This window comes from Brevundimonas sp. R86498 (assembly GCF_044598075.1).
Classification (GTDB): Bacteria; Pseudomonadota; Alphaproteobacteria; order Caulobacterales; family Caulobacteraceae; genus Brevundimonas.
Genome location: NZ_CP139004.1, coordinates 2,258,608 through 2,282,623, shown reverse-complemented (window position 1 = coordinate 2,282,623; position 24,016 = coordinate 2,258,608). Strand labels below are relative to the sequence as shown.

Here is a 24,016-nt window from a genome sequence, read left to right as displayed (position 1 = left end):
AAACAGCGGGAAATGAAGCGGCGTAGGGCGCATCAACGTCCCGGAAAGTCAAGGTTTGGCCTGTCCGGCGGCACCACATCCCCAGCCAGAGTGATCTGTCCCCGCCACCCACAGCGCCCGGAATTGGCGCGCGGCGGAAACCTGCTAAGGAGAGGATCATGTCGGCACCCCGGTCCCTTCGCGATCAGATGCGGCTTCCCCTCGTGCGGGAAGCCGGGGTGGCCCCGTTCGTGCGCTCGCCGGCCAACGCCCTGGCGGTCGACGCCCTCGCCGGCTGGCCGAACCCGGCGGCCGGTCCGGTGATGGCCCTGTGCGGGCCCGCGGGTTGCGGCAAGAGCCATCTCGCGGCGATCTGGGCCGAGCGCGTCGGGGCCATTCCCCTCAACGGGGCCGAGGCCGCCCTCGCCGATCCGCTGGAACTTGAAGGCCGGCCCGTGCTGCTGGACATCGCCCAGGACGCCGACGACGAGACCCTGTTCCACCTCATCAACCTCGCCCAGCAGGACGGCGGGGCCCTGTTGCTGGTGTCGCGCCCGTCACCCCGCCGCTGGTCGGTGGACGTTCCGGACCTGCGTTCGCGGCTGGACGCGGTCCGTGTGGTCGGGATGGAGGCCCCGGACGATCCGGTCCTGTCCGCCATCCTCAGGGCGCGATTCGCCGAACGCAGCATTGCCCCGGGCGAGGAGGTCATCGACTATCTGGTCCGCCGCATCGACCGTTCCGCCGCCGCCGCCGCCGAAGTGGTCGAGCGGCTGGACGCCGAGCACCGGCCCGTGACCCGGGCCCTGGCGCGGCAGGTCCTCGGCACCAGCGAAGACCTGTTCGAGGACGGCGTCGGATCAGGGTTGCAGCCGTAACAAACCCGCCCCACAACCGGCCCATGCCCGCCGACTCCATCGCCGATGCCACGACCGGGGAAGACGTCCCCTCCTCCCGCGCGCCCCAGCTGGCAGTGGATGAGGCCCTGATGGCCTCGCCGACCCGGTTCTTCAACCGCGAGATCAGCTGGCTGGCCTTCAATGCCCGGGTTCTGGAGGAAGCCGCCAACCCGGCCCATCCGCTGCTGGAGCGGCTCCGGTTCCTGTCGATCTCGGCCAACAACCTGGACGAATTTTTCATGACCCGGGTGGCCGGGCTTAAGGGTCAGGTGCGCGAACGGGTGCGGGTCCTGTCAGCGGACGGCCGGACCCCCGCCGAACAGCTGGAGAAGGTCAATCTGGCCGCCGGCGAGCTGATGGCCGAGCAGCAGGAGCGGTGGCGTCAGTTGCGCAAGGAACTGGTCGGGGCCGGCATCGAGGTCGTCCATCCCGAAAAGATCACCAAGACCGACAAGGAGCGGCTGGAGCCGGAGTTCCTCAGCCAGCTGTTCGCCGTGCTGACGCCGCTGGCGATCGACCCGGCCCACCCCTTCCCCTTCCTGCCCAATCTCGGCTTTTCGCTGGCGCTGAAGCTGCGCCGCAACCGCGACAACCGGACCCTCTACGCCCTTGTGCCCGTGCCGACCCAGGTGCGGCGCTTCTGGGAGCTGCCGGGCGATGGCCGGTCGGTGAAGGGCCGCCGACGGTTCGTCACCCTCGAGGCCGTGCTGCTGCTCTTCATCGAGCACCTGTTTCCCGGCCACGAGGTGCTGGAAAAGGGCGTGCTGCGCCTGATCCGCGATTCCGACATCGAGATCGAGGAAGAGGCCGAGGATCTGGTCCGTGAGTTCGAGGAGGCCCTGAAACAGCGCCGTCTCGGCGACGTCGTCCGGGTCAAGATCGAGGCCTCCATGCCTGTGGATCTGCGCGAATTCATCGTCGGCGAGCTGAAGGCAGCCCCGCAGGATGTCGTGGTGATCGACGGCATGCTGGGTCTCGCCCAGCTGTCCGACCTGATCCCCTCCGGCCATCCGGACCTCAAATTCCCCGGCTACGAGCCCCGCTATCCCGAACGCGTCCGGGACCAGGGCGGCGACGTCTTCGCCGCCGTGCGCGAAAAGGACATCCTAATCCACCACCCGTTCGAGAGCTTCGATGTGGTGGTGCAGTTCCTGCGGCAGGCGGCGCGGGACCCCAACGTCATCGCCATCAAACAGACCCTGTACCGCACCTCCAAGGACAGCCCGATCGTCGCCGCGCTGATCGAGGCCGCCGAGAACGGCAAGAACGTCGTCGCCCTGGTCGAGATCAAGGCCCGGTTCGATGAGGAGGCCAACCTGCGCTGGGCCCGGGCCATGGAGCGGGCCGGCGTCCACGTCGTCTTCGGCTTCGTCGAGTACAAGACCCACGCCAAGATGAGTGTCGTCGTCCGCCGCGAGGGCGACGGGCTCAAGACCTACTGCCATTTCGGCACCGGCAACTATCATCCCATCACCGCACGGATCTACACGGACCTCAGCCTGTTCAGCTCGGACCCCGTCCTGGCGCGCGATGCCTCGCGGGTGTTCAACTACATTACGGGCTATGCCCAACCGGCCGATCTGGAAGCCCTGGTCGTCTCGCCCCTGAACATGAAGTCGACCCTGATCGAGCTGATCGGCAAGGAGATGTCGGCGGCCGCCAAGGGCAAGCCGGCGGCCATCTGGGTCAAGCTCAATGCCCTGGTCGATCCCGAGATCATCGACGCCCTGTACCGCGCCAGCCAGTGGGGCGTACGGATCGAACTGGTCGTACGCGGCATCTGCTGCCTGCGGCCAGGCGTTCCCGGCCTGTCCGAGAACATCCGGGTCAAGTCGATCGTCGGCCGGTTCCTCGAACACAGCCGCATCATCTGTTTCGCCAACGGCCGGGACCTGCCTCACGACAAGGCGAAGGTCTTCATCTCCTCCGCCGACTGGATGACCCGGAACCTGGATCGCCGCGTCGAGATCATGACCCCGGTCACCAACGCCACGGTCCATGACCAGGTGCTGGACCAGATCATGGTCGCCAATCTGAAAGACGACGCCCAGAGCTGGGCGCTGGGCCCTGACGGTGGCTATACCCGCCTGGTGCCGGCCGATCCGGCCCGGCCCTTCTCGGCGCACCGGTATTTCATGACCAACCCCAGCCTGTCCGGTCGCGGCCGCAAGGTGAAGACCCGCCCCGCCCGCCTGCGCTACGATCGGCCGGCCGGGTGAACGAGGTCTACGCCCCCCCGCGTGAAGCGGCCGTCATCGACATCGGCTCCAACTCCGTGCGGATGGTGCTGTACCGGCTGGAAGGCCGCGCCATCTGGACGGTGTTCAACGAAAAGGTTCTGGCCGGGCTGGGCCGGGACATGCCCTCGACCGGCCGGCTCTCGCCCAAGGGGGTCGAGCTGGCCCTGACCGCCCTGCGCCGCTTCGCCGCCGTGCTGGAGGGGGTCCAGCCCGCCTACGTCTTCGTCGCCGCCACCGCCGCGGTGCGCGAGGCCGAGGACGGACCGGACTTCTGCGACCGGGTCGCCGCCCTCACCGGCCTTCGGGTGCGGGTCCTGACCGGCGAGGAAGAGGCCCACTATGCCGCGCTGGGCGTGCTGGCCGGCGATCCCCGGGCCGCGGGCATCGCGGCCGATATGGGCGGCTCAAGCCTGGAACTGATCCGGATCGGTCAGGGCACGATCACGCCCGGCATCACCCTGCCGCTGGGCCCCTTCAGCCTCGCCGACCCGGCCGGTTTCGATACGGAGCGGATCCGGGCGGTTATCGCCGACCGCCTGAAATCCGTGCGGGACCGCTTTTCCGCCACCGAACTGCATGCCGTCGGCGGAGGCTGGCGCTCGCTGGCCCAGTTGCACATGCAGAAGACCGACTATCCCCTGCGGATCGTGCATCAGTACGCCATGAGCGCCGCCGACGCGCGGGACGTCGCCCGGCTGGTGGCGCAACAGTCCCGCAGCTCGCTGGACCGCCTGCCGGGCGTTTCGAAACGCCGGGCCGAGACCCTGCCCTATGCCGCGCTCGTTCTGGAGGGCCTGATCGACGCCCTGGGCCTGAAGACCATCATCTTCTCGGCCTGGGGCCTGCGCGAGGGCCTGCTCTACGAGATCCTCGATCAGGACGAGGCCCCGGTCGACCCGCTCATCGCCGGCTGTGCGGCGCTGGGGGCCCGTCAGGGCATCTCCCCCGCCCTGCCGGCCGCCCTGAACGCCTGGTTGGGGGACGTCATCGCCGCCCTGCCCGAAGCCTTCGGGCCCGAACGCGACCCGATCCTGGCCGCCGCCGCCTGCCGTCTGGCCGACCTCGGCGCGCGGCTGCATCCCGATCACCGACTGGAGCTGGTCTTCGATCAGGTGCTGCGGGCCCCCATCCCCGGCCAGAGCCATCCCGAGCGGGTCTGGCTGGCCTGCGCCCTGAACGCCCGCTATGGCGGCGGTCCCTCGACCCCGGATCCCGCAGCGGCCGATCGGCTGCTGAGCACCTCAGCCCGCGCCGGGGCCCGGGCCCTCGGCCTCGCCATGCGTCTGGGCTGCGACCTCTCCGGCCGCGCGCCCCAGCTGCTGGCCAATGCGGCCCTCACCATCAAGGGGTCGACCCTCAGGCTCACGGCGTCCGAGGGCTATGCCGACGTCCTGCTGGGCGAACAGACCCGCCGCCGCGCCAAGGCCCTCGCCGAGGCCCTGGGGCTGACGCTGGAAATCTAGGACCCCGCGTGTCAGCCTCGTCCACTCAGTGGGAGGGGCGACCATGGCAGTGACCGGCATCGGCGGGTTCTTTTTCAGGTCGAAGGATCCGAAGGCCCTCGCGGCCTGGTATCTCACCCATCTCGGGGTCGGGCCCCCGGCCGGAGCCTTCATGTGGGATCAGCAGGCGGGACCGACCGTCTTCCAGCCGTTCAAGGCCGACAGCGACTATTTCGCCGCCGACAAGGCCTGGATGCTGAACCTGCGGGTCGACGACCTCGACGGCCTGCTGGCCAGCCTGCGCGCCGCCAGCATCGAGGTCATCACCAGACCGGAATGGGACGCCAGCCCCGAGGTCGGCCGCTTCGCCCGCATCCACGACCCCGAGGGCAATCCGATCGAGCTGTGGCAGCCGCCGGCCGCCTGAGCCCTATTCGATCTCGACCACCTCGACCCGGGCTCCGTTCAGCACCAGGGCGATCTCGCCGCGCTTCAGCTTCAGGGCGTCGTCGCCGAACAGCTGCCGCCGCCAGCCCTTCAGCGCATCCACGTCGGCCGCGTCGGAAATGGCGATCTTCTCGAGGTCGGCGACATTGGCGATCAGCTTGGAGGCCACGCCGGCGTTGTCGCTCTTGGCCTTCAGCAGCACCTTCAGCAGCTCCACCACCGAGGGGGCGGCCGGCTGGTTGTGGGCCGGGCGGTCCATCTTGGGAGCATGGGCTTCCGGATCGGCCATGACCCGCTTCAGCTCCTCGGCCAGCTCCAGACCCAGACGCGACCCGCCGAACCCCTTGGGCACGGAGCGCAGGCGGTTGAACGCCTCCACATCCGTCGGGACCTGGGTTGCGATCTCGTCGATGGCCTCATCCTTCAGGATCCGCCCGCGCGGCTGGTCGCGCTCCTGGGCCGCCCGCTCGCGCCACACCGCCGTGGCCTTGAAGGCCGCCAGATAACGTGCGTTGTACTTCTTGGGCTTCAGCCGCTTCCAGGCCTTTTCCGGGTCGGTGTCATAGAGGTCCGGATCGACCAGATCCTCCATCTCCTGCGTCACCCAGTCCAGCCGGCCTTCCCTGGCCAGCCGGTCGCGCAGTTTGGGATACAGGGCCGCCAGATGGGTCACATCTCCGATGGCATAGGTCAGCTGGGCCTCCGACAGGGGCCGGCGCGACCAGTCGGTGAACCGGCTGCCCTTGTCCAGATCGATGCGCAGCATCTGCCGGACCAGCGAATCATAGGCGACCTGATCGCCGAACCCGGCCGCCATGGCGGCGATCTGGGTGTCGAACATCGGCCGGGGCATGGCCCCCAGCTTGACGAAGATCTCGGTATCCTGCCGCGCGGCATGGAAAACCTTCACGATCTTCGGATCACGCAGGATGTCGAGGAACGGCTCCAGATCCAGGCCCTCGGCCTGGGGATCGATGATGGCCTCATGGGTCGCGGTCGCGGCCTGGATCAGGCACAGCTTGGGCCAGTAGGTGGTCTCGCGCATGAACTCGGTGTCCACGGCGATGAACGGGGCCCCCAGACTTTTCGAGGACTCGGCGACGGCCGCGCAGAACTGAAGCAGCGCGTCATTGGTGGTGATCGGCGTCATTGAAATGCTATAGCCCCCCGCAACGCGGTCGTGGCAAGAGCCGTGACCATATTTCCGCACCGATTTCAGGCCCGTGAGCGATGAGCGACACCAAAACCCCTGCGCCGACCGGCCTGACCTATGCCGAGGCGGGGGTCGACATCGACGCCGGCGAGATGCTGGTCGACCACATCAAGCCGCTGGCCAAGTCCACGGCACGGCCGGGATCCGAGCCCTCGCTCGGGGGATTCGGGGCCCTGTTCGACCTCAAGGCAGCCGGCTTCACCGATCCCCTGATCGTGGCCACCACCGACGGGGTCGGCACCAAGCTGAAGATCGCCATCGAGACCGGCCGTCATGACGGCGTCGGCGTCGATCTGGTCGCCATGTGCGTCAACGACCTGCTGGCCCAGGGGGCCGAGCCCCTGCTGTTCCTCGACTACTATGCCACCGGCAAGCTGGAGATCGACGCCGCCCGCCGCGTCGTCTCGGGCATCGCCGAGGGCTGCCGTCAGGCCGGCTGTGCCCTCGTGGGCGGCGAGACGGCCGAAATGCCGGGCATGTACTCGGGCGGCGACTATGATCTGGCCGGCTTCTCGCTGGGCGCGGTCGAGCGCGGCCATGCCCTGCCGTATCTGGACCGCCAGTTCGCCGGCGACCTGATCATCGGCCTGGCCTCCTCCGGTCCCCACTCCAACGGCTATTCCCTGATCCGCAAGGTGGTCGAGCGTTCGGGCCTGTCGTGGGGCGACGATGCCCCCTTCGCCCGCGACCGCTCCCTGGCCCAGGCCCTGATGGAGCCGACCCGAATCTATGTGAAGCCGGTCCTGCCCCTGATGAAGGCCGGCCTGATCAAGGGCGCGGCCCATATCACCGGCGGCGGCCTGATCGAGAATCCGCCCCGCTGCATCGCCGAGGGCCTGTCGGCATCGTTCGATTGGGACGCCTGGCCCATGCCCCACGTGTTCCAGTGGCTGGCCGAGACCGGCGGCATCAGCGACCACGAGATGCGCCGCACCTTCAACTGCGGCATCGGCTTCATCCTGATCGTCAGCCCCGAAAACGCCGAACCGGTACTCGCCGCCCTGCTCGAAGCCGGCGAAGCCGCCTTCGTCTGCGGGCAACTGGTGTAAGAACGCGAAGCCCTTCCCCCATTCTTCATGGGGGAAGTGTCACGTCGTGGAGCGCAGCGACACGCGTGACGATGGGGGATGTGCGACACCTCATCGCTGGCAGGAAATCTCCCCCATCGGTCCTGGATCGCTGCGCGATCGACGGACCGCTTTCCCCCGCAAGCGGGGGAAGGGCTTGGTCGGCCTGCATCCCTCCGGGTAAGGTACCGTCCAAACCGGAGTCGCCCATGCGCCTGATCGCCCTCGCCGCCCTGCTTGCCGCCCTCCCCGGCGGGGCCCTTGCCCAGACCCCGGCTGCGGTCGAACAGCCCCTGCTCCACACTGTCGTGAGCCAGGTCGAGGCCGACCGGTTGCGCGCTGACATCACGGCCCTCGTCGGCTTCGGCACCCGCCACACCATGTCGGACACGGTCTCGGAGACCCGCGGCATCGGGGCCGCCCGGCGCTGGACCGAACGCGAGTTCCGCGCCATCAGCCAGTCGTGCGGCAACTGCCTCGAGATCGCATTGCCGGCCGAGACGGTCACCGGCCCGCGCATCCCCACCCCGACCGAGGTGGTCAATGTCGTCGCCATCCAGCGCGGCACCGGCGATCCGAACCGCGTCATCGTCATCTCCGGCCACATCGACAGCCGCGTCACCGATGTGATGAACTTCACCGCCGACGCGCCCGGGGCCAATGACGACGCCTCGGGCGTCGCCGCCGTGCTGGAGGCCGCCCGGGTGCTGTCGCAGCACCGGTTCGACGCCACCCTCGTCTATGCCGTCCTGTCGGGCGAGGAACAGGGCCTGTTCGGCGGCAAGATCCTCGCCGACTACGCGAAGGCGCAGGGCTGGGTCGTCGAGGCCAATCTCAACAACGACATCGTCGGCAACTCGCAAGGCCAGTCCGGCATCCGCGACACCACCCGCGTCCGGGTCTTCTCGGAAGGCACCAAGACGGTCGAGACGGCCGCCCAGGCCGAGCGCCGGCGCTACAACGGCGGCGAGGTCGACAGCTCCTCGCGCAATCTGGCCCGCTATGTCGACGGCATCGCCGACCGCTATCTGACCAATTTCGACGTCGACATGATCTACCGCACCGACCGCTTCGGTCGCGGCGGCGACCAGGTCGAGATGCTGCGCGCCGGCTTCCCCGCCGTCCGCATTTCCGAGGGGGCCGAGAACTACGACCGCCAGCATCAGGACCTGCGCACCGAGAACGGCGTCGAATACGGCGATACACTCGAGGGCGTGGACTTCGACTATCTGGCCCAGGTCGCGCGCCTGAACATCGCCACCATGGCGGCGCTCGCCAATGCGCCAATGGTCCCGGCCGGGGTGGCGATCGAGGGCGCGGTCAAGGCCGACACCACCCTGCGCTGGACCGCCGTGCCGGGCGCGGCCGGCTACCGGGTCTGGTGGCGCTCGACCACCGCCCCGCAGTGGACCCACAGCCGCGCCGCCGGTCAGGCCACCAGCCTTGTCCTGCAGGGCGTGCCGATCGACGACTACTTCTTCGGTGTCTCGGCCCTGTCGGACGACGGCTATGAGAGCCCCGTCGTCTTCCCCGGTCCCGCCGGGGCCTTTGTGTCGGTCGGCGATCCGCCCCGGCCCGCCGGATCGTGAGCCCGGCGTCCGGCCGCGTGCGCGTGGCCATCCTGATCTCCGGGGCCGGCTCCAACATGGCCGCCCTGATCGACGCCGCCTCAGCGGCCGACGCCCCGTTCGAGGTCGTGGGCGTGATCTCGAACGACCCGGCCGCCGGCGGTCTGGCGATCGCTGCCGCCCACGGAGTCCCCGTCGCGGCCGTCGACCACCGCCCCTTCGGCAAGGACCGTGAGGCCCATGAGGCCGCCATCCAGCGCCATCTGGACGACTGGTCGGTCGAGGTCGTGGTGCTGGCCGGCTATATGCGCCTGCTCACGCCGTGGCTGGTCCGCCGCTGGGCCGGGCGGATGCTGAACATCCACCCCAGCCTGCTGCCGAAATATCCGGGTCTGGACACCCACGCCCGCGCCCTCGCTGCGGGGGACACCGAGGCCGGCTGCACCGTCCATCTGGTCACCGAAGGGGTCGACGAGGGGCCGGTCCTCGGCCAGTCCCGGGTTCCCATCGTCCCGGGCGACAGCCCCGCATCCCTCGCCGAACGCGTCCGCGTCGCCGAACACACCCTCTATCCGCAGGTTCTCGCCGACCTGTGCCAGACCCGCATTGCAAGTTTGTAATCCTGACGCTTTGACCGGGACAAGCGCCCCAACCCCGGTCAGTGTGCCGCGGAAATTTGAAAGAGGTTCCCCGATGACCAGACTTCGCCTCATGGCCTGCGCCGCAGGCGCCGTGCTTCTGCTCGCCGCGCCGGCGCTCGCCCAGACCGCCCCTGCGGCGGTCGAGATCCCGTCCGAGGACCAGGCCGAGATCGGGGTCTTCGGCTTCGACCTGAACGGTATGGACACCACGGTCCGGCCGGGGGCCGACTTCAACCGCTATGCCAACGGGACCTACCTCGCCAACACGCCGATCCCCGCCGACAAGTCGTCCTACGGCATGTTCCATGTTCTGGCCGACCGGTCGGAAGCCAATCTGCGCGCCCTGATCGAGGAGAGCGCGGCCAGCCCCTCGACCCCCGACGCCCGGCGCATCGGTGCCTTCTACGCCAGCTTCATGGACCAGGCCGCAGTCGACGCCCTCGGGGCCGGTCCACTGCAGTCCGACCTCAACGAAGTCCGCGCAGCCGACACCCACGCGAAGATGGCCGCCCTGATGGGCCGCACCCAGTCCGGCTTCGGATCCAGCCTGTTCGGGGTCCAGGCCTTCGAGGATCTGCAGACGCCCGACCGCGTCTCCGCCTATGTGGTCCAGGGCGGTCTCGGCATGCCCGACCGCGACTACTATCTCGAGGAGAGCTTCGCGACCCAGAAGGCGGCCTACCGCACCTATGTCGAACAGGCCCTGACCCTCGCGGGCTGGGCCGAGCCGGCCGCCTCCGCCGACGCCGTCCTGGCCTTCGAAACGGCGATCGCCGGTGAACACTGGACCCAGGTCGAGAACCGCCAGATCGACAAGATCTACAACCCGACGACCGTCGCCGCGCTCTCGACCTCCGCCCCCGGCTTCGACTGGGCGGCATGGGCCACGGCGACCGGCCTCGGCACGGACCGGACCCTGATCGCCGCCAACAACACCGCCTTCCCGGGTATGGCCCGCATCTTTGCCGAAACGCCGGTCACGACCCTGCAGGCGTGGGAAGCCTTCCACGTCATCGACCAGGCCGCGCCCTATCTGTCCCAGCCCTTCGTCGACGCCCGCTTCGACTTCTATGGCAAGACGCTGGGCGGCCAGCAGGAGAACCGCCCGCGCTGGAAGCGTGGCGTCCAGCTGGTCGACGGTTCGCTGGGCGAGTCGCTCGGCAAGGAATATGTCGCGCGCCACTTCCCGGCCGAGTCCAAGGCCCAGATGGAGGCCCTCGTCGCCAATCTGCGCGCCGCCATGACGGCCCGGATCCAGAACCTCGACTGGATGAGCGACGCGACCAAGGCGCAGGCGCTCTACAAGATGGGCAACTTCGGCGTGAAGATCGGCTATCCGGACGAATGGCGCAGCTATGAGGGCCTGGAGCTGGTCCCCGGCGATCTCTACGGCAATGTCGAGCGCTCGGCCGCCTTCGAATGGGCTTTCAACCTGGCCAAGCTGGACAAGCCGGTGAACCCGCTGGAGTGGGGCATGACGCCCCAGACGGTGAACGCCTACTACAACCCGCCGCGCAACGAGATCGTCTTCCCGGCCGCCATCCTGCAGGCCCCGTTCTTCGATCCGCGCGCCGATCCGGCGGTCAACTACGGCGGCATCGGTGCCGTCATCGGCCACGAGATCACCCACGGCTTCGACGACCAGGGCCGCAAGACCGACGGCGACGGCGTTCTGCGCGACTGGTGGACGGCCGAGGACGCCGCCCGCTTCACCGAGCGCGCCGCCGTTCTGGGGGCCCAGTATTCGGCCCTGAGCCCGGTCGAGGGGGCCAACGTCAACGGCGACCTGACCATGGGCGAGAACATCGCCGATCTCGGGGGCCTGCTGCTGGCGCTGGACGCCTATCGCATGTCGCTGAACGGCCAGCCCGCGCCGGTCCTGAACGGCCTGACCGGCGACCAGCGGGTCTTCCTCGGCTGGGCCCAGGTCTGGCGCAACAACTCGCGCGATGAGGCCCTGCGCCAGCAGGTCACGGTCGACCCGCACGCGCCGGCCCAGTACCGGACCGCGGTCCCGCCGCGCAACATCGACGCCTGGTACACCGCCTTCGGCGTCGAGCCCGGTGACGAACAGTATCTGGCCCCGGACGCCCGCGCCCGGATCTGGTAGGCACCCCCGCAAAAAGGAACGGCCCCGGCGAGCGATCGCCGGGGCCGCTTTCGTTTTTGCCTCGCAAGCCCTCAGCGCCGGGCCGCCCTCGCCTCCGCAACGGCCACCAGCCCCGCCAGTCCGGCGACGAGCGCAAAGGCCGGCCACAGCGCCAGCACGCCAAACTTCAGAAAACTGGCGGCCCCCAGCGCGCCGCCGGCGGACAGCCCCAGCCACAGCACCAGAAACGGCACCCAGTCCCAGCGGGCCCCGCCGTGCAGGGCCGTGGCGATCCTCTGGCCCATCCGCACCAGGGTGCCGGTCATATAGGTCAGGCCCACCCCGACATCGCCCTGCTTCTGGAACACGGCGTTCTCGACCCCCATGGCCAGCACCACCGCCACCATCCCGGCCACCGGCTGGCCGAGGGTGCACAGGGTCGCGGCGATCAGCAGCAACAGGGCCTCGGCCGCCAGCACATGGGATCGCCGCTCCTCACCGGCCCGGCGCGCGACCGTGCCCCCGATCACCACGCCGACCACGAACAGGACGATCAGCCCGGCAGCCCCGGCTGCCTCGTCCCACCGTCCGGTGGCCAGACCGACCCCCAGCCGGGTCGAGTTGCCGCTCATGAAGGAGACGAAGAAGCCGCCCAGCGTCATGAACCCCACGGCGTCGACATAGCCCGCCAGCGCCGACAGGGTCGCGGCCAGCAGCACGCCTCGATGTCCGTAGTCCCGCACGGTGAAGGCCCCCTCAGCCCCAGGCTGACACGAAAACGGCCGGGTCACCATGGACCCGGCCGTTGCCGTCTTCAGATTGTGTACCGGCGATCAGCCGACGATCTGGTCGGCCGTGAAGAACTGGGCGATCTCGATGCCGGCGTTCTCGACCGAGTCCGAACCGTGGACCGAGTTCTCGCCGATCGACAGGGCGAACTGTTTGCGGATGGTGCCGTCGGCGGCGTCCTTGGGGTTGGTCGCGCCCATGACTTCGCGATACTTGGCCACGGCATTGTCGGCCTCCAGCACCTGAACCACGACCGGCTCGGCCGTCATCTGGCCGACCAGTTCGCCGTAGAAGGGCCGCTCGGCGTGCACTTCATAGAATTTCTTGGCCTGATCTTCGGTCAGGTGCACGCGGCGCTGGGCCACGATGCGCAGGCCCGCGGCCTCGATCACGGCGTTGATCGCGCCGGTCAGGTTGCGGCGCGTGGCGTCGGGCTTGATGATCGAGAAGGTACGTTCGGTCATGGAGAGACTTCTTGTTTGGGAGTTTGAAGGTCGCGGGCTTATAGACGCGCCCTCCCCGGTTTCCAACATGATGTTGGCTCCCATCGCTCCCCATGCGGCCGCTTGCGGCTCGAGGGGCTTCCAATCTGCCTTTCGGACAGTCGCTCGACCATGCTCCAGATCACCAACCTGACGTTCAATGCCTGGGGTCGCCAGTTTCTGGACGACGCCTCGGTCAGCCTGCCGCCGGGCTCCAAGGTCGGGCTGGTCGGGCGCAACGGTATCGGCAAGTCGACCCTGTTCAAGATCATTCTCGGCGAACTGGCCGGCAATGGCGACGAGGTCAGCCTGCCCAAGACCGCCCGCATCGGATCGGTCGATCAGGAACACCCGGCCACCCCGGTCAGCGTGATCGAGACCATCCTCGAGGCCGACACCGAACGCCACGACCTGCTGGCCCGGCTGGAAACCGCCGAGCCCGAGGAGATGGGCGAGATCTGGACCCGGCTGATCGAGATCGACGCCGACGGAGCCCCCTCGCGCGCCGCCGAAATCCTCGCCGGCCTCGGCTTCGACCATGAGAACCAGCAGCGGCCAATGTCGGAGTTCTCCGGCGGCTGGCGCATGCGCGTGGCCCTCGCCGCCGCCCTGTTCGCCCAGCCCGACATGCTGCTGCTGGACGAACCGACCAACTATCTTGATCTGGAAGGCGCGCTGTGGCTGGAGGCCCGGCTGAAGAAATACCCCGCGACCGCCCTGATCATCTCCCACGATCGCGAGATGCTGAACGAGGTCTGCACCCACATCCTGCACCTCGCGAACCGCAAGCTCGAGATCTACACCGGCAACTACGACCAGTTCGAACAGGCCCGTGCCGAGAAGGCCCGGCTGCAGCTGTCGGCCAAGGCCAAGCAGGACGCCGAACGCGCCCACCTCCAGGCCTTCGTCGACCGGTTCAAGGCCAAGGCCTCCAAGGCCGCCCAGGCCCAGAGCCGCATGAAGCGGCTGGCCAAGATGCAGCCGGTCTCGACCACGATCGAGGAACGCGTCGCCCCCTTCACCCTGCCCTCGCCGCCCAGGCCCCTCGCCCCGCCCCTGATCCGGCTGGAGCGCGCCAATGTCGGCTATGAGACCGGCCGCCCGATCCTGAAGAACCTGAACCTGCGGATGGATCTCGACGACCGCATCGGCCTGCTGGGCGTCAACGGCGCCGGCAAGTCGACCTTCGCCAAGATGATCGCGGGGGCGCTGAACGTCTCGGACGGCGAGCTGCACCGCGACCGCAAGATGCGGGTGGGCTGGTTCCACCAGCACCAGATCGAGGCCATGGACCCGACCGACACGCCGCTGGAGATCATCCGCCGCGCCATGCCGGACGCCCCTGAAAGCGCCCGCCGCTCGAAACTGGCCCAGTTCGGCCTGAACTACGAGAAACAGGAGACCACCGTCGCCAGCCTGTCCGGCGGCGAGCGGGCGCGGCTGCTGCTGAACATGGTGGCCATGGACGCGCCCCACGTCCTGATCCTGGACGAACCGACCAACCACCTCGATATCGACAGCCGCCGCGCCCTGCTGGACGCCCTGAACGACTACAGCGGCGCCGTCATCCTGATCACCCACGACCGCTCGCTGATGGAGATGGTCGCCGACCGCCTGTGGCTGGCCGCCGACGGCACGGTAAAGCCGTTCGACGGCGACATGGACGACTATGCGAAATTCGTCCTCGACCGCGCCAAGCGGGACGCCGTGAAGCCGAGCCAGGTCAAGAAGGAAGAGGCCGCAGTCGCCTCTGCCCCCGCCGCCAAGCCGCAGCAGAAGCAGAAGGGCGGCCCCTCCCCGTCCACCCTGCGCCACACCGTCAAGAAGGCCGAGGAGCGGGTCGCCGCCCTGACGGCCGAGGTCGCCCGCATCGACGACGACCTCGCCAACGCCGCGGTTTCAAACCCGAAAGCACTGGAGGGCCTGACCCGCGCCCGGGCCAGGACCCAGTCCGACCTCGACACCGCCGAAGCCGCCTGGATGGCCGCCGAGGAAGCCTTGGCCGAGGTGGCGTGATGACGCCGGGCGCGTTCTCGAAGGCGGACCAGGCCGACCTGATCCCGCGCCTCAGGGCCTTCCTGCAGGCGGTTCTCGACGTCGAGATCAGCGATCTTCAGGCCGGCATGCTGCTGGACTTCATGGCCCGCGACCTCGGCCACGCGATCTACAACCGCGCCCTCTACGACGCCCAGGCCCTGATCGCGGCGAAGGCGGAGGAGATGGGCGAGGCCGTCTATGCCCTCGAGCGCAAGCCGCCGTCGCGCTGAGGACCCGCGGGTTCAGACGATCGCCAGGGCGCGAAACAGCGGCACAGTCTGATCCAGAAACCGCCGGGCCATGGCACCGAGCGCATCCAGATTGTCGTCTTCCGACATCAGGGTCTCCCCCGCCCGGACACCGCGCTCCCGGGTCGTCCGCAAGACCGCCCAGACCGATCGGGCGAGAGCCTTGGTCGAGCGATCGCCGCTGTTCCAGGCACCCAGGAACAGCTGGGCCGACCGGGGCGTCAGAACGCCCCCGCCCGTCACGGGGGACGCCAGATGCATCAGATGCGGTCCGGTCACAGCCCGGTCGAGCACCAGCTGGTTGTAGGCGTCACACCGATGCCGCGCCTCGGCCGAAAAGGCCTGGGCCGGTCTCACGACGCCCATCCCCACCAGAGTGATCAGGGCCGCGATCACATCGCCGCGCCGGAGCGATGACACGCCGGGCGCAGCCATCACCTCGGCCCCGCTTTTGGAGGCGAATCCCTCCGCCGCAAGGGCCAGGGCGATCGGACGGTAGGTCGCCTCGGGCAGGACCATTTCGCCCTGGGCCCCGGTCAGCTGGAAATCGATCTCGTCCAGGCCGCAGATCAGGACAAAGGTCTGGGCCTCGAACCGCGCCGCCCGCTCGGCGTCCGACAGCCGTGGCGCCGGCCGCGCGAAGACGTCCGGGCGGAACTGCTGATTGACCAGAAAGTCGCGGATCAACTCGCGCACGACCGGATCGGTCTCGCGATCCATCAGCGCCACACCGGCCGGCTTCAGCTGGAGGGCGTTGACCCTGTCCAGCAGGCGGGCGGACACCTCAAACGTCAGGTCCGCCCCGGCCATCGCCTCCGCCACATCGGAGAAGTACGGAATGTGCCAGTCGGCGTTCAGATACTCGTGGCCCAGATACTGCGGCGTGGTCTTGCGCAGGGAGGCCAGATGGCTGGCCGCCGGCCGGTTGTCGGCAAAGAAGCGTCCGTCGGCGGCGGCGACCTCCTCGGCGAAGGCCAGGGCAGACCGGACCCGGGCTTCGGCATCCCCCGGGGCGCTCGCCCCATGGCCCAGCTTCATCAGATGGCGCACCGGGCCGCGCGAGGCCCAGCCCGGCTGGCAGTTGTAGCTGACATAGACCACACCGCCCGGAGCCAGCCGGTCACGCAGGATCTCCACGATCGACCGCCGGCTGGCGTCCGACACCCAGCTCCAGACGCCATGCAGGGTGATGACGTCGAACAGCGGCAGATCGGCCCGGGCGGCGAAATCGGCGAAGGACGCCTCGACCAGGGTCAGGGGCGTAGCGACGGCCCCGGCCAGGGCGCGGGCGTTGGCGACGTGGGCGGGATTCAGGTCGACGCCCCAGAAGTCCCCGTCATGGGCCGCCGCATGCGCCGCCAGCGACACGCCCTGCCCCATGCCGAGCTCAAGATAGACCGGCCGGGCCGGCACGGGCCGATCGACTCCGGCCACGAGGGCGCAGAAGGCCAGATGCGCCGGGCCGAGCTCATGGTAGTAGCCGGCGGTGTACTCCAGCTCTGAATACGGGCTTTCGGTCACGCTCATCCGCATGCCCTTGCCCGGATGAGCGGGAGGGAACAAGCCTCCGGTTCATCCGGTCGGTCGAACCGGAGCCTGTCCGGTGGTCACCCGCAGGCGGGGCGACGCGTGTCCTCTTTTCGACCGGAAGCCCAGGACCGTTGCCGGCCCACAGCAGCCGTTCCCAGTGCGGAGTTCCTATGTCCGAGAGTAACTCTGAGCCGCCATCCGGAAGGTCTGCTCCGGTCAGCAAGTCAAGACTGTGGGGGTCACCCGGAAGAGTGTCCGGCGGCCGGCCAATGTTCCCCGCTGACCCGAAGGTGCCGAAGACCCTCGCGATCCCAAGGCGGCGTGCCGCGCTCAGGGGACCGTTCATTCATCGTCAGGTCTCCAGAACACCATCTCGCCCAGCCCCCATGCCCATGGCGCGCCGGTCTCGCCGAGGATCCGCGCCGCCAGGCCGGGGAACGCTGCCTCGGCCCGCACATCGTTGGACAGAAGGACGACACAACGCTGCCGGGCTTCCACGCAGAGCCAGGCGTTGCCGGTCACATCATTGTGGCCGCCTCGCATGAAGGCTGGTCCCTGGGGGCCTTGAAAGACAAGCAAGCCCAGGCCGGCCGCGAAGTCGCTCCGCCGCTGGGAAAGCGGCAGTTCGGGTTGAAGCGTAGGAAATTGCGAGGCTGTCGTGATCGCGAGATGCGGCTGGGCCATTGCGCGCCGCGATTCGAGACTTAGACCCTGGCCCGCGACAAACGCCGCAGCGAAACGGGCAAAGTCTTCGATGGTCGTGTCCATTGAGCCGGCAGCCCGTGGCATGCTTCGCTCGTCATGGGGTTCGGGGCGGCCCTCCACGTCCCACCCATCGGCCAGATTGCCGGTGAAATCCTCGCGCCACATCATGCTGGTGCGGGTCATGCCCAGAGGGTCAAAGACGCGTCGCTGCATCTCGTGTCCGATATCCAGGCCAAGGCCCTCTTCCAGCATGAATTGCAGCAGGATGATGCCATCGCCGGAATAGCCGTATCGACTGCCCGGATCGAAATGGAAGCGAAGCTTTCCGTCCGGTTCGAGGAACCCGAAATTGGCGAAGCCGGATGAATGGGTCAGCAGCATGCGCGGCGTCAGGGTCCGCCATCGGGCGTCGCCCGCCAGATCGCTCCAGCGCGCATAGCGGTCCTCGACCTCCGGCGCCGTATAGTCCGGAAGGGGACGGGCGAGCACGTCGGCGACCGGGCGGTCCAGATCGACCAGGCCCTCGTCCACCATCTGCATGACCATATAGGCGAAGACCACCTTGGTCAGGGAAGCGCCATACATGATGGTGTCGGTGCGCAGCGGATCCCCGGCAGCATTGCGATCACCGTAGCTCGCGACCTGGACGACCTTACCGTCCTCGATGATCGCCACGGCCAGCCCCCGGGCTTCGGTTGCCTGCATCGCCCGGCGGACCGTCAGATCGACGACCTCTGGCGTCGGCAGCGCCTGGGCCGCCTCGGCGGATCCGGGAGCTCCCGCCGTCAGTGTGAGGAGCGCGGCGCAAACCGCGAGGGTGGGATATCTCTTCAATGGAGCCTCCGTTTTCCGCAGGGGTGACCACGGACGCAAAGGCGTCGCCTCAGATTGTCTTGCGGGTCTATCAATTCAGGATTTGAGCCGCTTTTCGATGCGCACTGGGGCTGCGGCCATGCATGGCGCGAAACGCGCGGTTGAAGGTGGCCTTGGAACTGAAGCCGAACTCGAGGGCGATATGGATCAGCGGGCGCACATCGCCGTCGTCGATGCGGTCAGCCACAGCCTGAGCCCGCATCCGGTTGATCATCTCATTGAAGTTGACGCCAAGGCCGTCGTTGATCGCCCGGGAGAGATAACCGGTGTTCGTGCCCAGTCGGCGAGCGAGATCGGCCAGGGTCAGGTCCGGCTCTCGCCACCAGCCCTGGGCGCGGGTTCTGTCCCGCCAGCCCTGACCAAGAGCCACCCAGTCCGAGGCGTTATCGCCGGCCCGGAGCAGGACGTCCATCCTCGGAAAGCCGCGTGCGGAACAGCGCCATCCCTGAACCCCGATGAAGGCCCCAACCGTCGCCAGCCAGATCTGGAACGGTCCGCTGTCCAGTTCTCCCACGAACCAGGTGTGGAACCGGACGCCAGTCAGCAGTCCAAGGGTGATGAGAAGGACGATCAGCACTCCGCCGACCCATAGGGCTCCGTATTGGTCTCCGTCGCTCCGGGCCTGGGCCAGCCAGTCGCGATAGCGGTTCAGCAGGCGCAGACCCGCCAGCGAGTAGCCCGTCAGGGACGCGATTACGGCCGCCTCGATCAGGGGTTTAAGCCATTTGTCGTGGACCTGGTCCTTCCACACCACCCGGACGTCATCCGGAAGCAGGAGCGCGGCGATCAGATAGGCCAGCAACAGGGCTGCGGGCAGGAGATGAAGCCCTGCACGATCCGGCAGACGCCCCCGGGCCAGGCCGTGGACATAGCCGTACAGCAGAGGGCCTAGCGCGAGCGGCAGGTTCAGCGGACTGAAGGCGACGAGCGGAGGCACCTCGGCCCGCCCCGTCCAGCCGAACAGGTACACGGAGGTCATGCCGACGAGAACGAGGAGGGCCAGGGCAAGGCAGCGGTTGGCGTGCGCATTCGCGGTCGATGACGACAAGGCGACTGCGAGAACCAGACCTTGGCCGCCCAGAGCGATCAGGACGCCGCTGAACCAGTCCAGGTGCAGTTGAGACCAGCCCACATAAGGGTCAACCAAGGCTGCTGACTCCGTGTCACCCGATTTGGCGACCAAGCCGACGTTGCGGTCGCTCTCGACCCTAGCAATGTCAGCTTTGCCCTTGATCGCCAATGTCTGCTGCTGGCGGATACTGTTGAAAAAGTCGGCAATTGCCACGGGCTTCAGGGGCTGATTCACTCTGGTTGGTGAAGCCGGAGGCAGCACGATGAGTTCGAGCCGTATCCGCTCCCCACCCCGAACAGACCTCCCCCCTGTCCGCTTCCGGGTGCTGGCGACCGACCGGGGAACGGCTGAGCGCGAAGTCCTCGGGACAGGCCCGGGGATGACCCTGCGGGCGGGTTCGCGCCGAGGCCTCAGCCCCCGAACACCGTCCGGCCGCCCACGATCGTCCGTTCGACCCGGCCCTGCAGCCGGCGGCCGTCGAACGGCGAGTTCTTGGACTTGGACCGCAGCGTCGCCGCATCCACGATCACCGGTGCGCCCGGATCGAACAGGATCAGGTCGGCCGGGGCCCCCGCCTCCAGCACGCCCGCGTCCAGCCCCAGCAGGGTCGCCGGGCCCTGGGTCAGCGGCCGCAGCACATCCAGCAGGTCCAGGCCCTCCTCGTGATGCAGGCCCAGGGCGGCCGGCAGCAGGGTCTCCAGACCGACCGCGCCCGGCGCGGCCTCGGCGAACGGCCGGCGCTTGTCCTCGGCCGGGGCCGGGGTGTGGGCCGAGGTGATGGCCTCGATCAGGCCGTCGCGGACCGCCTCGATCAGGGCCCGGCGATCGCTCTCGGGCCGCAGCGGCGGGTCCAGCCGGTAGAAGGTGCGGTAGTCGCCGATGTCGATCTCGTTGAAGCACAGGTGGTTGATCGAGACGCTGGCCGCGACCTCAAGCCCCCGCCCGCGCGCCCGCGCCAGCACGGCCAGCGCGCCCTCCGTCGAGATCTGGTCCACCAGAAACCGCACGCCCGTCTGTTCCACCAGGGCCAGATCCCGCTCCAGCTGGATCCGCTCGGCGATGGCGGGCGCACCCGACAGGCCCAGCCGCGTCGCCAGCTCGCCCGAGGTCGCCACCGTCCCCTCCGACAGCCACGGATCGGCCGGCCGGCAGGCGATCAGGGCGTTGAAGGCCGTGGCATAGGTCATGATCCGCGACAGCACCCGGCTGTCGGCAATGACCCGGTCCCCGTCGGTGAAATACAGGGCCCCCGCCTCGTGCATCAGGCCGAGCTCGGCCATCCGCTTTCCGTCCCGCCCGCGCGTCGCCGCCCCGGCCACGCGCACATTGACCAGATTCAGCGCGGCACCGCGCCTCAGGATGAAATCAACCATGGCCGGATCATCCACAGCCGGGTCGGTGTCCGGCTGGATCACCAGGGTGGTCACCCCGCCCGCCGCCGCCGACAGACTGGCCGACTTCAGCGTCTCCTTGGGCTCGGCCCCCGGCTCGCCGGTCCGCACCCTGAGGTCGATCAGCCCCGGCGACAGGCACAGCCCCCGCGCATCCAGAACCTGGGCCGCCGACACCGCGACCGATCCCCGCTCGACCCGGGTGAGAACCCCGTCCTCGATCACGACCGATCCCGGGCCGTCATAGTCGCTCGCCGGGTCCAGGAGCCGGGCGTTGATGATCGCCAGCGCGCTCATGCCGCCCCCTCCAGCCGGGCCGACAGCGAGGCCAGCACCGCCATCCGCGCCGCCACCCCCATCTCGACCTGGTCCTGGATCAGGGAGACGGACAGGTCGTCGGCCACGTCCGAATCGATCTCCACCCCCCGGTTCATCGGCCCCGGATGCATCACCCGCGCCCCCGGTGCGGCCCAGCCCAGCTTCTCGCGGTCCAGACCCCAGAAGCGGAAATACTCGCGCGTCGACGGCACCAGGGCCCCGTCCATCCGCTCCAGCTGCAGCCGCAGCATCATCACCACGTCACAGCCGGCCAACCCCTCGCGCATGTCGTGGAACACCTCGCAGCCCCAGCGGTCGGCGTCGCCCGGCACCAGGGTCGGCGGCCCGATCAGCCGCACGCGGGCCCCCATCATCGACAGCAGGGCCACGTTCGAGCGCGCCACCCGGCTGTGGGTGATGTCGCCGCAGATCGCCACCGTCAGCCCGCCCACATCTCCGAAGGCGCGGCGCAGGCTCAGCAGGTCCAGCAGGGCCTGGGTCGGATGCTCGTGCCGCCCGTCGCCGGCATTGACCACCGCGCAGCCGACCTTCTGGCTCAGCAGGGCCGCCGCCCCCGAGGCCCCGTGCCGCACCACCAGAATGTCCGGCCGCATGGCGTTCAGGGTCACCGCCGTGTCGATCAGGGTCTCGCCCTTCTTCACCGAGGAGGCCCCCACCGGCATGGTCACGACATCGGCCCCCAGCCGCTTGGCCGCGATCTCGAACGAGGAACTGGTCCGGGTCGAATTCTCGAAGAACAGGTTCATGACCGTGCGCCCGCCCAGCAGGTCCAGCGCCTTGGAGGAGGACCGGTTCAGATCCACGAAGGCGTCGGCCAGATCCAGCAGGTCGCGCACGAACGGCGGGTTCAGATCCGCGGCGGCGAGGAAATGCGGTTTCGGAAACGGGACCAGCCGGTCGGCGATCCGGTCGGCGGCGGCGGTGTTCTGGGTCATCAAAGCCGGGCTATAGCCGGGTCTCACGTCAGATGGAACAGCACCAGCAGCAGCGGAATGCCCACCGCGCTGCCGACGGTGGTCATGGCCACGATCCCGGCCATCAGCGGCGCGTCCCCGCCCATCTGCCGGGCGAGGATATAGGAGGCGGCCGCCCCCGGGGCCGCGCCGCACATCAGGGCGACGCCCTGGGCCATGGCGTCTCCGCCGTACAGCCGGCACAGCCCCCACATCATGAGCGGGGTGACGACCAGTTTGACGAGGGTCACCGCGCCGATCGTGGTCCGCCGGCGGGCCACCTCGGCGAAGCTCAGCCCCGCCCCGGCCACGATCAGACCCAGCGGCAGGGCCGCCCCACCCAGCAGCTCCAGCGTCTCCGACAGGCCCGGAATCCGCGGCACGCGGGCGAAATTAAGCGCCAGACCGATCAGACAGGCCACCAGGATCGGATTGGCCAGATTGGCCTGGATGACCGTCCGGGTCGACATCTTGCCCTGATCCCCGCCCCAGCGCATCAGCACGACCACGCTCATCAGATTGGTGACCGGGATCATGGCCGCCAGAACGACCGCCGCCAGCGCCAGCCCGTCCGGCCCGTAGACCGACTGGACCACCGGCAGGAAGACGAACCCGTTCCAGCGGATCACACCCTGGAACACCGACGTATAGGCCGGCCCGTCCACGGTGATCAGTCGTCGGGCCAGCAGGGTCGCGGTGGCGATGATCAGCACGGCCGTGACCACCCCCGCCCCGGCCGCCCCGGCCCCGCCGCCCGAGATGTCGGCATTCCAGATCGCCGGGATCAGAAAGCCGGGGTAAAGCAGATAGATCGACAGCCGCTCGATCGGCCGCCAGGCGACATCCGGCAGGAAGCCGGACTTGCGCAGGCCATAGCCGATCGCGATCAGGGCGAAGACCGGCAGGACGGCAGTGATCAGGGCGATCATGGCCGACCCCCGGCGTCCCGCACCCGGTCCAGCGCGCCCTGCAGGATCCAGGCGGCAGCGGTCCGGTCGACCACGCCCGCCCGGCGCTTGCGGCTCAGGTCCAGTTCATCGATCAGGAATCGTTCGACCGCGCTGGTCGACAGCCGCTCGTCCTGGAAGGCCACCGGCACCGGCCGCAACCGGTCCAGATTGCGCGCGAACGCCCGGCACGACTGGGCCCGCGGCCCCTCCGTCCCGTCCATGTTCAACGGCAGGCCGATCACCAGGCCCGACACCTTGCGGTGGTCCATCAGTTTGAACAGGGCTTGGGCGTCCTCGGTGAATTTCGTCTTGCGGATCAGCTCCAGCGGGCTGGCGATCATCCGGGTCGTGTCCGACACCGCCACGCCGATGGTCTGTTCGCCCAGATCCAGACCCATCCAGGCGGTCTCGGGCGGGCAGGCCCCGGGCAGGTCGAGAAGGTCGAGAACAGGCACAGCCGGGCCGTAGGCGTTGCCATTCCACCTGTCAAAGGCGAGGGTGGCGAAACACGAGCGGAGACTGCCCGATGGCGCGCCTTCTGATCACCGTGACGGCCCTCGCCGCCCTCCTTTCCATCGCCGCCTGCGATGAAATTCCCGGGGTCTCGACCTCGACCACCATCACCAAAAAAAGTGCCCCCCTGACCGCCGATGGGCCGGCCGCCCCGCTCGCCGCAGTCGACAGCCCGGACGGTGCCATCCAGCGCGCCGCCGCCGTCGTGCGGGTCGATCCCCTGCCCGACCAGAACGCCAAACTGTTCGGCGTGGGGGGCGGCGATCCGGCCATGAACGGCCTCGACGCCCATATCGCCTTCTTCCGGTCACCGGCCGAAGGGTGGGCCGTCTACCGGATCGGGGACATCCTCGACTACACCGTCCTGTCAACCGCGCCCGGCCGGGTCGACCTCGACCTTCGCGAGAGCACGATGGACTCCGCGACCGGCCAGATCGGTGACCGGCACCGCAAGGTGATCGTCCAGTGGACGGTCGGAGCCGACGGGGCCGCGCCGGCCGCTGTCACCGTGACCCCGGCCGCCTGACCGCGCGCCGGTCCTTGTGCGGC

The 24,016-nt window shown here is 68.8% G+C and carries 21 protein-coding genes; 11 read left to right on the top strand and 10 right to left on the bottom strand.

Annotation, left to right across the window (positions count from 1 at the left end):
* Positions 1 to 158 precede the first annotated feature (158 nt).
* From SJY26_RS11165 to SJY26_RS11150, 4 genes are all read left to right on the top strand, one after another.
* Positions 159 to 857, top strand: coding sequence for a chromosomal replication initiator DnaA (locus SJY26_RS11165; protein ID WP_396593109.1), 699 nt, complete (start codon positions 159 to 161; stop codon positions 855 to 857).
* A 23-nt stretch (positions 858 to 880) separates the two neighbouring features.
* Positions 881 to 3,097, top strand: coding sequence for an RNA degradosome polyphosphate kinase (locus SJY26_RS11160; protein WP_396593108.1), 2,217 nt, complete (start codon positions 881 to 883; stop codon positions 3,095 to 3,097).
* A gap of 62 nt (positions 3,098 to 3,159) precedes the next feature.
* On the top strand, positions 3,160 to 4,581 hold the full coding sequence (locus SJY26_RS11155) for a Ppx/GppA family phosphatase (protein WP_396595747.1): 1,422 nt from the start codon (positions 3,160 to 3,162) through the stop codon (positions 4,579 to 4,581).
* Between the two features lie 43 nt (positions 4,582 to 4,624).
* Positions 4,625 to 4,987 (top strand): VOC family protein, encoded by a 363-nt coding sequence (locus SJY26_RS11150; protein WP_396593107.1) that lies wholly within the window; start codon positions 4,625 to 4,627, stop codon positions 4,985 to 4,987.
* Between the two features lie 3 nt (positions 4,988 to 4,990).
* Here SJY26_RS11150 and rnd read toward each other — a convergent pair whose 3' ends face one another.
* The gene (gene rnd, locus SJY26_RS11145; RefSeq protein ID WP_396593106.1) at positions 4,991 to 6,157 is read right to left on the bottom strand and encodes a ribonuclease D; all 1,167 of its coding nucleotides are present in this window, start codon (positions 6,155 to 6,157) and stop codon (positions 4,991 to 4,993) included.
* A gap of 80 nt (positions 6,158 to 6,237) precedes the next feature.
* Between rnd and purM the strand changes: the two genes are divergently transcribed.
* The 4 genes from purM (at position 6,238) to SJY26_RS11125 (ending at position 11,606) form a co-directional block, all read left to right on the top strand.
* A complete protein-coding gene (gene purM / locus SJY26_RS11140) occupies positions 6,238 to 7,269 on the top strand; it encodes a phosphoribosylformylglycinamidine cyclo-ligase (protein ID WP_396593105.1) in 1,032 nt (343 codons plus the stop codon).
* Between the two features lie 227 nt (positions 7,270 to 7,496).
* The gene (locus tag SJY26_RS11135; RefSeq protein ID WP_396593104.1) at positions 7,497 to 8,876 is read left to right on the top strand and encodes a M28 family peptidase; all 1,380 of its coding nucleotides are present in this window, start codon (positions 7,497 to 7,499) and stop codon (positions 8,874 to 8,876) included.
* The gene (gene purN / locus SJY26_RS11130; RefSeq protein WP_396595746.1) at positions 8,870 to 9,475 is read left to right on the top strand and encodes a phosphoribosylglycinamide formyltransferase; all 606 of its coding nucleotides are present in this window, start codon (positions 8,870 to 8,872) and stop codon (positions 9,473 to 9,475) included. Before SJY26_RS11135 ends, purN begins: the two co-directional genes overlap by 7 nt.
* 73 nt (positions 9,476 to 9,548) lie before the next feature.
* Entirely contained in the window at positions 9,549 to 11,606 is a 2,058-nt protein-coding gene (locus SJY26_RS11125; RefSeq protein ID WP_396593103.1) for a M13 family metallopeptidase, read from the top strand.
* 71 nt (positions 11,607 to 11,677) lie between these two features.
* Here SJY26_RS11125 and SJY26_RS11120 read toward each other — a convergent pair whose 3' ends face one another.
* Both SJY26_RS11120 and ndk read right to left on the bottom strand, forming a co-directional pair.
* On the bottom strand, positions 11,678 to 12,304 hold the full coding sequence (locus tag SJY26_RS11120; RefSeq protein ID WP_396593102.1) for a YoaK family protein: 627 nt from the start codon (positions 12,302 to 12,304) through the stop codon (positions 11,678 to 11,680).
* A gap of 114 nt (positions 12,305 to 12,418) precedes the next feature.
* Positions 12,419 to 12,838 carry a nucleoside-diphosphate kinase gene (gene ndk / locus SJY26_RS11115; RefSeq protein WP_396593101.1) on the bottom strand — a complete coding sequence of 140 codons (420 nt, stop codon included), beginning with the start codon at positions 12,836 to 12,838 and terminating at the stop codon, positions 12,419 to 12,421.
* 150 nt (positions 12,839 to 12,988) lie between these two features.
* On the opposite strand from ndk, the gene abc-f reads away from it, so the two are divergent.
* Entirely contained in the window at positions 12,989 to 14,872 is a 1,884-nt protein-coding gene (abc-f, locus tag SJY26_RS11110) for a ribosomal protection-like ABC-F family protein (protein WP_396593100.1), read from the top strand.
* Entirely contained in the window at positions 14,872 to 15,123 is a 252-nt protein-coding gene (locus SJY26_RS11105; protein WP_396593099.1) for a DUF2164 domain-containing protein, read from the top strand. Before abc-f ends, SJY26_RS11105 begins: the two co-directional genes overlap by 1 nt.
* Positions 15,124 to 15,135: 12 nt before the next feature.
* Here SJY26_RS11105 and SJY26_RS11100 read toward each other — a convergent pair whose 3' ends face one another.
* The 7 genes from SJY26_RS11100 to ruvX all read right to left on the bottom strand — a co-directional run bounded on the left by SJY26_RS11100 (position 15,136) and on the right by ruvX (position 23,409).
* Positions 15,136 to 16,668: a class I SAM-dependent methyltransferase gene (locus SJY26_RS11100; protein WP_396593098.1), complete on the bottom strand. Its 1,533-nt coding sequence runs from the start codon at positions 16,666 to 16,668 to the stop codon at positions 15,136 to 15,138.
* A 345-nt stretch (positions 16,669 to 17,013) separates the two neighbouring features.
* Positions 17,014 to 18,210 (bottom strand): serine hydrolase domain-containing protein, encoded by a 1,197-nt coding sequence (locus SJY26_RS11095; protein WP_396593097.1) that lies wholly within the window; start codon positions 18,208 to 18,210, stop codon positions 17,014 to 17,016.
* A 70-nt stretch (positions 18,211 to 18,280) separates the two neighbouring features.
* Positions 18,281 to 19,396, bottom strand: a complete 1,116-nt coding sequence (locus SJY26_RS11090; RefSeq protein WP_396593096.1) for a helix-turn-helix domain-containing protein — start codon at positions 19,394 to 19,396, stop codon at positions 18,281 to 18,283.
* Between the two features lie 335 nt (positions 19,397 to 19,731).
* On the bottom strand, positions 19,732 to 21,009 hold the full coding sequence (gene pyrC / locus SJY26_RS11085; RefSeq protein ID WP_396593095.1) for a dihydroorotase: 1,278 nt from the start codon (positions 21,007 to 21,009) through the stop codon (positions 19,732 to 19,734).
* Complete coding sequence (locus SJY26_RS11080; protein ID WP_396593094.1) at positions 21,006 to 21,986, bottom strand: aspartate carbamoyltransferase catalytic subunit; 981 nt, start codon at positions 21,984 to 21,986, stop codon at positions 21,006 to 21,008. Before SJY26_RS11080 ends, pyrC begins: the two co-directional genes overlap by 4 nt.
* A gap of 23 nt (positions 21,987 to 22,009) precedes the next feature.
* Positions 22,010 to 22,933 carry an AEC family transporter gene (locus SJY26_RS11075; protein ID WP_396593093.1) on the bottom strand — a complete coding sequence of 308 codons (924 nt, stop codon included), beginning with the start codon at positions 22,931 to 22,933 and terminating at the stop codon, positions 22,010 to 22,012.
* The gene (ruvX, locus tag SJY26_RS11070; protein WP_396593092.1) at positions 22,930 to 23,409 is read right to left on the bottom strand and encodes a Holliday junction resolvase RuvX; all 480 of its coding nucleotides are present in this window, start codon (positions 23,407 to 23,409) and stop codon (positions 22,930 to 22,932) included. The genes SJY26_RS11075 and ruvX overlap by 4 nt, the downstream gene beginning before the upstream one ends.
* A 71-nt stretch (positions 23,410 to 23,480) precedes the next feature.
* Between ruvX and SJY26_RS11065 the strand changes: the two genes are divergently transcribed.
* Positions 23,481 to 23,993, top strand: coding sequence for a hypothetical protein (locus SJY26_RS11065; protein WP_396593091.1), 513 nt, complete (start codon positions 23,481 to 23,483; stop codon positions 23,991 to 23,993).
* Positions 23,994 to 24,016 lie beyond the last annotated feature (23 nt).

What these genes read in the sequence shown, in the direction of transcription:
- ndk (WP_396593101.1), bottom strand. Translation starts at nt 12,838, where the DNA reads ATGACCGAACGTACCTTCTCGATCATCAAGCCCGACGCCACGCGCCGC.
- abc-f (WP_396593100.1), top strand. Translation starts at nt 12,989, where the DNA reads ATGCTCCAGATCACCAACCTGACGTTCAATGCCTGGGGTCGCCAGTTT.
- purM (WP_396593105.1), top strand. Translation starts at nt 6,238, where the DNA reads ATGAGCGACACCAAAACCCCTGCGCCGACCGGCCTGACCTATGCCGAG.
- SJY26_RS11125 (WP_396593103.1), top strand. Translation starts at nt 9,549, where the DNA reads ATGACCAGACTTCGCCTCATGGCCTGCGCCGCAGGCGCCGTGCTTCTG.
- SJY26_RS11080 (WP_396593094.1), bottom strand. Translation starts at nt 21,986, where the DNA reads ATGACCCAGAACACCGCCGCCGCCGACCGGATCGCCGACCGGCTGGTC.
- pyrC (WP_396593095.1), bottom strand. Translation starts at nt 21,009, where the DNA reads ATGAGCGCGCTGGCGATCATCAACGCCCGGCTCCTGGACCCGGCGAGC.
- SJY26_RS11160 (WP_396593108.1), top strand. Translation starts at nt 881, where the DNA reads ATGCCCGCCGACTCCATCGCCGATGCCACGACCGGGGAAGACGTCCCC.
- SJY26_RS11075 (WP_396593093.1), bottom strand. Translation starts at nt 22,933, where the DNA reads ATGATCGCCCTGATCACTGCCGTCCTGCCGGTCTTCGCCCTGATCGCG.
- SJY26_RS11155 (WP_396595747.1), top strand. Translation starts at nt 3,160, where the DNA reads ATGGTGCTGTACCGGCTGGAAGGCCGCGCCATCTGGACGGTGTTCAAC.
- SJY26_RS11100 (WP_396593098.1), bottom strand. Translation starts at nt 16,668, where the DNA reads ATGAGCGTGACCGAAAGCCCGTATTCAGAGCTGGAGTACACCGCCGGC.
- SJY26_RS11150 (WP_396593107.1), top strand. Translation starts at nt 4,625, where the DNA reads ATGGCAGTGACCGGCATCGGCGGGTTCTTTTTCAGGTCGAAGGATCCG.
- SJY26_RS11165 (WP_396593109.1), top strand. Translation starts at nt 159, where the DNA reads ATGTCGGCACCCCGGTCCCTTCGCGATCAGATGCGGCTTCCCCTCGTG.
- SJY26_RS11065 (WP_396593091.1), top strand. Translation starts at nt 23,481, where the DNA reads ATGGCGCGCCTTCTGATCACCGTGACGGCCCTCGCCGCCCTCCTTTCC.
- SJY26_RS11105 (WP_396593099.1), top strand. Translation starts at nt 14,872, where the DNA reads ATGACGCCGGGCGCGTTCTCGAAGGCGGACCAGGCCGACCTGATCCCG.
- SJY26_RS11135 (WP_396593104.1), top strand. Translation starts at nt 7,497, where the DNA reads ATGCGCCTGATCGCCCTCGCCGCCCTGCTTGCCGCCCTCCCCGGCGGG.
- rnd (WP_396593106.1), bottom strand. Translation starts at nt 6,157, where the DNA reads ATGACGCCGATCACCACCAATGACGCGCTGCTTCAGTTCTGCGCGGCC.